Annotated in this window: 5 protein-coding genes; all 5 read left to right on the top strand. The window is 41.7% G+C overall.

The genetic code is table 11. From position 1 onward, the window contains the following. The first annotated feature begins 178 nt into the window (after positions 1-178). Positions 179-1,114, top strand: coding sequence for a hypothetical protein (locus ACFIL8_RS06680; protein ID WP_375689197.1), 936 nt, complete (start codon positions 179-181; stop codon positions 1,112-1,114). Between the two features lie 24 nt (positions 1,115-1,138). Continuing rightward, entirely contained in the window at positions 1,139-2,572 is a 1,434-nt protein-coding gene (locus ACFIL8_RS06675) for a hypothetical protein (protein ID WP_375638654.1), read from the top strand. Continuing rightward, a complete protein-coding gene (locus ACFIL8_RS06670; protein WP_375638655.1) occupies positions 2,569-4,815 on the top strand; it encodes a hypothetical protein in 2,247 nt (748 codons plus the stop codon). The genes ACFIL8_RS06675 and ACFIL8_RS06670 overlap by 4 nt, the downstream gene beginning before the upstream one ends. Positions 4,816-4,833: 18 nt before the next feature. Further along, the gene (locus ACFIL8_RS06665; protein WP_375689195.1) at positions 4,834-5,484 is read left to right on the top strand and encodes a transglycosylase SLT domain-containing protein; all 651 of its coding nucleotides are present in this window, start codon (positions 4,834-4,836) and stop codon (positions 5,482-5,484) included. 12 nt (positions 5,485-5,496) lie between these two features. Further along, on the top strand, positions 5,497-6,200 hold a 704-nt coding region (locus ACFIL8_RS06660), incomplete at its 3' end, for a phage tail protein (RefSeq protein WP_375689193.1).

The following is a 6,200-nucleotide window of genomic DNA, read 5'->3' as shown; positions in this document are numbered from 1 at the left end:
TGTGAATGTAGTGGCAAGGGCGTTCTTGATCAAGTTGATAATTTGACATTTGTAGAGGATTGGGCGCGTGAGAATGGTGCTTCTGAAATGGAGATCTTGGGTCGTTTAGGTTGGAAGCGTGCACTAACCAAGCAAGGCTATGGCATAGCTATGCTTTATTATAGGAAGGAATTGTGACATGGGGAGCAGTAGACCAGCAACGACAGAACAGAAGCAGGTGCAGACAAGCGCCCCTCCTACTTGGATGCAGAATGTCTTTAAGCGTGGGGGTGCAGATGCGTATAACATGTATGACACAGGGATGGGTGGTAATGTTTATGGGGGACCTCGTGTTGCACCTTTAAGTGCTCCAACTTACCAAGCAATCGGAGGTCTTGGAGCTATTCCTCATCAATATCAAAATTATATGAATCATTTGATGAATACTCCCATGCATGCAGAAAGAAATATTGGTGAATTGGCTTCTAGTTATAAAGGGGGCTATGATCAGGATTTTGAAGATGTACTTAAAAAATCTATGGATGATGTGAGAGATACGATTAACAGCTCTTTTGTAGGTGCTGGTGGTTATGGATCTGGTGCACATACAAAAGTGTTGGCGCGTGAACTTGATGCATTGTCTAAAAGTGCTAGGATTAATCATTACCGTCAGAATAAGCAGGATATGTTACATGCTAATGCCTTACTTGGTGATTTTAATAAGTATCGCTTAGGCATGATAGGCAACTTATTCCCCTCTTATAATAATGCCTATTCGAATATGTTGCAGGGGTCATCTGTTCTTAATGACTACAATCAACGCCTTGTTGATGCCAATAGAGAACGTTGGCTGGAACAAGACAATAGCGGCTGGAATAGGTTGAATATGCTTATGAACGCCGGTCATGGCTTTGCAAGAAATTACGGTACGACAACGAATAATCATACAATCTCTAAGATAGAGGGCAATAATCCGTGGAAAAATGTAGGGACTATAGGTTCTTTAGCACTTCAAGCAGCACCGATGGCTTTTGGTTACATGGCAGGTGGTCCAATGGGAGCAGCGTTGGCAGGAGGAGCATCCAAGTTTTTTTTAGATTACATGAATCAAAAGAAAGCTCTGGAGAATAATTAAAGAATAGTTTTGTAGGAGAGTGTGATGGCATTTCCAATATTATTTCCATTAGCTGGGGCAGCTTTTATGGCAGCAAGAGCTGCGCCTCATGTTTTTAGGTATCTTGCTCCTAAAGCGGTTACAGGGGCGAATAGATTGGGACAATTAATAACAAAGAACCCCGTGGGGAATTTCATAACAAAGTACCCCAAAACCTCTCTATTTATGACTGGAATGTCAGGTATTGAAAGTATGATGACACCAGAGAAAGCACAAGCCCCATCCAACCCCTATTTACAGAATAGTCTGAATCCATATGGACCATTTATGCCCTATACGGCTCCTAAAGCGGAAATGCCTCTTGGATTTGATCAACATCCACCCATGCCAAATGCACTAGAGAGTACTCCACAAGAACTAAAACCTCATGTTAATGAACAAACGCAACCATTAGCACCCGCTTCCCCAACACCGACTCCTGAACTGACAGATGCAGAGAAATTTTTACAGTCCAATACTTATAAGTTTTTTCAATCAGATGCGTATCAGAAGCTCAAAGATCTTTTTGCAGGTATGGCGGCAGCACCTACAGATGGTTCTGGATGGGATGCGCTTGCAAGTGGTGTGAAGCATCTTAATGAAGGAGATAAACAAAGAGGACAGGTTAATCAGACTGTCGAGTATCTAAAGTCCAAAGGCTACAGTGATGAAGAAGCTGCTGTCATGGCAAGGAATCCTCAAATGCTTAGTGCATTGTTAACAGGTGCTACAGATAGCATAAAACATTACAATGATGGGAGTTCGTTAATTGATGACCCAACATCACCAACGGGAAAGAGAGTGGTTTATCACCCTGGTGGGAAGGCGTATCTGGACAAAGAACGAGAATCTGCTTTACGTCAACATAAAAACTTGTATGCAAAGGTTTTGCTAGAAGATATTGATTATGTACAGGAATACCTTGAGAATTTTAAGAATAAGGCGACAGGTAATATAGCTTTAGCTGCTAGCTACGCGTTCTCAACGTCCGAACAATCGGATGTACGACAGATTTTGGAATCAATACAATCTCGTATAGGGCTTGACCGTATAGATCAAATGAAAATGTTATCGCAAAGAGGGGCGCTAGGACTTGGAAATGTTAGCGATAAAGACATTGAAATGTTAAAAGAGTCTCTTGGGAAATTAAATTTACGTATGTCTACACGAGAGCTTAAACGGCGTTTGTCAACAATAAAAGATGTTTTATCAAGACTGAACCCTGAAGTACAAGGTATTGTATTAGGTCATATTGAGTCTACAGAAAATAATATGAGAAATGCCGTTATGGCAAGAAATAGCCAAAATTCGACCAATCAGGCGGTCTCACAAGGGAATGTTGCAAATTTTACAACTGTAAGCAGCACAGAACAAGCTAATAAAATGCCTATTGGGGTTGAGTTTATTTACAATGGTCAAGTTTACAAGAGGGCTAAATGATTAACAATAAGAATTCTCTTGTAGTTGATCGTGCATTAGGTGCTACGAACAATCAAGGTAAAAAAATATCAGAACTTGGTCCAAATTTTATCAATTTAGGTTCTGCTTCAGAATATGCGGCTAATCGAGAACGCTCATCAGAACTTGGACCGAATTTTATCAATTTAGGTTCTGTTTTAGAATATGCCAATCCTTCTTATGAGAATACTCTACTCTCTCCAGAGATTACACAAAGTGAAGCCTTTTGGAATTCTTTAAAGCATGGTTTGAGTTTTAATTTAGATGATGAAGTTGCGGGGATTGTAGCGGCGGGACGTGATGATGAGAATGAGAGTGCACTAAATGCTTTTAGAAAGGGGCTGTACAGATATTGGTTATCTGGTGATAAAAAATACGAAGAGAAGTATGAGAAAGAAGCCAATAGAATACGTGATTATCAACGTAGGATGAGTGATACGCATTATTGGACGTCTTTGTTAGGAAATGTTGTAGGGGCTGCTTTACCTTCACTTGCGACGTTAGGAACAGGAGCGGTTGCAGGACTAGCAGGGCGGATAGCGCCTCCTGCTACTTCAAAATTAAGTCAAGCATTTTTGAAAGCCGTTCCAACGCCGGTAGGCACGGTAGGGAAACGGGTAGGCGCAGGAGTGAAATATGTAGGTGAGAAAGCAAGTCCGTTTTTAGGCATCACAAAAAACACAACACTTCCTCATTTGCTTAAAGTAGGAGCGGCATCTGGTGCATTACATGGAGCAGGTGAAGGTGTAGGGTTAGGTCACACACTTCAAAGTGCAGCAGTTGGTGGAGGATTAGGAGCAGCAGGGACAATGGTTGGCAGTGCTTTAGGTCATTTGGCTGGTTCTACTGTCGGTGGAATACGAAGACTTCTTTCTCCTTCTCATAAGCAAGGTGTTGCAACAGACACATTAAGAGAAATCAGTAAACATTTAGGTAAGGAGGCTTCTGAAGAGCTAGGAAACTCTTTTAAGAATGCAGTTCCTACCGATTACGTAGCTGATCATAGTCCTTTTTTACAGGATCTTGTTTTTGATATCGCGAAAAGAAACCAAGGAGCTTATCTTGATTTGACTAAAAGAGCTGGGCAGAGAGCGTTGGGAGGAGGGGAGCGTATTCATCAAGCCGCTGATGAACACTTTGTTCCTCGTCAAAATGTCACAGGTTTAAAAGATGATCTTATCGCGAGTAGAGAAGCAGAATCACATACTCTTTACGAAATAGCCAAGAAAACGCCGATAGGAGAAAAATATTATGGTGCTCTTAATGATTTAATGAAGCGTCCATACTTCAAACAAGCTTATGATGAAGGACTAAAGCGGTTTATTACGGATGGCAACAACGTTAGTCCGTTTTCTTCTCAAAAATTTAGTCTCCTTAAGGAGAAACCAAACATGGGGGCTCTTCATAAGACTAAGGAGGTTGTCGATTTAATGATAAGGACCGAAAGGAGACAAGGAGATAATAGCCAAGTTCGCAGTTTAGTAGGCATTCAGAAAAAGTTATTAGAGCTTATGGATGATATATCATCTGAATATAAGAAGGGACGGGCATTATATCATCAATATAGTTCAGATGTAGATGCTATGGATGAAGGTTCCAAAATTCTTAGAAAGTCAGTTAATAAGGATAAATTCAGTAAAACTTTTGATGAATTACCAGAGGGAGAACAAGAATACTTTAAAAAGGGATCAAGAGCAAAACTTTTACAAGGTATGGGGCAAGCAGGAGATCAAGTTTCCAAGGCAAAGGAGATTTTTGGTACGAATGATCTGTATGAACGATTTGCAAAGATTTATGGAGCAGATAAAGCTTCTGCTGTTAAGAAGGTTGTTGATAGAGAAGCTAATTATGCAGATCTTTATAACAGAATACCAAATCGTATAGCGAATAAAGAGATATCTTTTACGCATAATGTCAGTATGCCAACGGGTAAATTTGATGCAGCTATGCAAGCAGGAAAAGCGGCGGTGAAGGCTTCTTGGATTCCTTTCAAAGAGGCGGCGTTTAGAGAGCGTCAACGGATTGAAAAGGATGTTGTCAAATTGTTAACAGGGGGGACACAGATTAAGAATGATCAAATTGCAAAGCTCATTCAAGATATGATTAAAGCGCAAGAAAAGGGATACGCTACAAAAGAATGGGTGAAAAAGCTTTCTGCTGCTTTGCTTGGAGGAGGAGGAAAAGCATTGGCTGGTCAATTTAATATGCTGAGTACACCAAGGTAGAAGAGGATGTATAAAACTATGACCAGTTATAGTCCTTCTGTTAATCAAGCGATCCGTCAAGCAGCAGCGCGTTATGGTTTGCCAGAGAGTTATTTGTACCGTGTTGCGCAAGTTGAAAGTGGAGGCAATCCGAATGCAAGAAATCCCCGTTCTTCTGCGGGTGGGTTGTATCAATTTATAGACAGCACCGCCAAGCAATATGGTTTGCAGGATCGTTTTGATCCCATGCAAGCGGCAGATGCCATGGGGCGGTTGACGCTTGATAATCGCAATCATTTAAGCCGTCTATTGGGAAGAGCGCCTAGTGAAGCAGAATTGTATTTAGCACATCAACAAGGTGCAGGAGGAGCCGCGCGGCTTCTTCAAAATCCCCATGCCAATGCGGCGCAAATTGTTGGGAGCAATGCGGTTGGCTTGAATGGTGGAAACAACGCTATGCGTGCAAGTGATTTTGTCAACCGTGTATTACAGATGTATGGGGGGCAGCCTCATAGAGCAAGTCCTACAGCGCATGGTGGCATTAGAAATAGAGACAACTTGTTAGAGGTTTTAAGGGCATTATTAGCATCACAAGAAGAGGCTTCGGAAGAAGAAGAGAGTGATGATGATGATAATCCTTTGATGACGCAATTCATGCGGGCATTTTACGGACCATTTTACAGAAGCTAGGATTCACGAGAAATGTCAACGATTTATGATTGGTCGCTTAGAGCGTCGGATAATACGCGCGTGGATAATTTGATTGATTGGTCCGAAGGACAGCATCCTAGCAGTGTGAACACAAGCGCCCGTGTGATGATGCAGCGCGTAAAGGAATACTTGTCAGACACGGGTGGAGAGCTTGAAGGCATTGTTACAAATGATCATGTCCAACAAACGAGTGTGATAAGACTTGCAAGCACTTCACAGTTTTTAGAGTATAAGAATGGTATCGTTTTGCGCTTTATGGCTATGGGTAAGAATGTTGGAGCGACCACGATTGTCTTAAATGCTTTAGATGGCAAGCCGGTTTATAAAGCAACAGAAACGGGTTTATCGCTTTTATCAGGGGGGGAAATCCAACAAGGGTGCATTTATACATTGTTTTATAATGGAGATCATTGGCATCTTGTTAATCCTACCCCACTCCCTTTAGAAGAAGAAGAAAGCAATCTTTATCCCACGGGTTTTATAGGAACGTTTGGAATGCGCGGGATTCCAAAGGATTGGTTAATTTGCGATGGGAAGGCTTATTTGCGTCGTGATTATGGTGATTTATTTGAGACGATAGGAACGGTTTGGGGAGAGGGTGATGGCGCCACGACATTTAATGTTCCCGATTTTCGAGGGATGTTTTTACGGGGGCTTGATGGAGGGCGCAATATTGATGAGGGGCGTTCTTTTGC

The sequence above is a fragment of the Bartonella sp. AP57NXGY genome (assembly GCF_042195805.1).
GTDB lineage: Bacteria > Pseudomonadota > Alphaproteobacteria > Rhizobiales > Rhizobiaceae > Bartonella.
The sequence above is the reverse complement of the archived record's forward strand: the minus strand, read 5'-3'. Positions and strand labels throughout refer to the sequence as shown.

Bases quoted from the DNA above. Each gene is read 5' to 3' on its own strand.
- ACFIL8_RS06675 (WP_375638654.1), top strand. From the start codon at position 1,139: ATGGCATTTCCAATATTATTTCCATTAGCTGGGGCAGCTTTTATGGCA.
- ACFIL8_RS06680 (WP_375689197.1), top strand. From the start codon at position 179: ATGGGGAGCAGTAGACCAGCAACGACAGAACAGAAGCAGGTGCAGACA.
- ACFIL8_RS06670 (WP_375638655.1), top strand. From the start codon at position 2,569: ATGATTAACAATAAGAATTCTCTTGTAGTTGATCGTGCATTAGGTGCT.
- ACFIL8_RS06665 (WP_375689195.1), top strand. From the start codon at position 4,834: ATGACCAGTTATAGTCCTTCTGTTAATCAAGCGATCCGTCAAGCAGCA.